The sequence below is a fragment of the Hylemonella sp. GW821-FHT12C09 genome (assembly GCF_058807395.1).
Window position 1 is genome coordinate 1 of sequence record NZ_JBXAQQ010000021.1, and the last position, 601, is coordinate 601.

Below are 601 nucleotides of genomic sequence, written 5' to 3' on the forward strand. Positions count from 1 at the left end.
CCGTTCTCGAAGGCCGCAAACTCGAACACGCCCACCGGGCCGTTCCACACGATGGTGCCGGCGGCCTTGAGCTGCTGGGCCAGCTTCTTTGCGGTCTCCGGGCCGATGTCCAGGATCAGGTCGTCGGCTTCCACTTCCGTGGCCTGCTTGATCGTGGCCTTGGCATCGGCCTTGAATTCCTTGGCGGTGACGACGTCCACGGGGATCGGCACTTCGGCACCGCGTTGTTTCATGGCCTCGATGACCGCTTTCGCTTCGGCCAGCAGGTCGGCCTCGGCCAGGCTCTTGCCGATCTTCAGGCCGGCAGCCAGCATGAAGGTGTTGGCAATGCCCCCGCCCACGATGAGCTGGTCCACATTGTTGGCCAGGCTCTTGAGGATGGTGAGCTTGGTGCTGACCTTGGAGCCGGCCACGATGGCCACCAGCGGGCGCTTGGGCGCCTGCAGGGCCTTGGAGATGGCGTCCATCTCGGCGGCCAGCAGCGGGCCGGCGCAGGCGGTCTTGGCGTACTGGGCGATGCCGTAAGTGCTGGCTTCGGCGCGGTGCGCGGTGCCGAAGGCGTCGTGCACGAAGATGTCGCACAGGGCGGCCATCTTCCTGC

1 protein-coding gene is annotated in these 601 nt (G+C 66.4%); it reads right to left on the minus strand.

What is annotated here, in order from left to right:
- On the minus strand, positions 1-601 hold a 601-nt coding region (gene pgk / locus AC1RRP_RS19265), incomplete at both ends, for a phosphoglycerate kinase (RefSeq protein WP_493038987.1).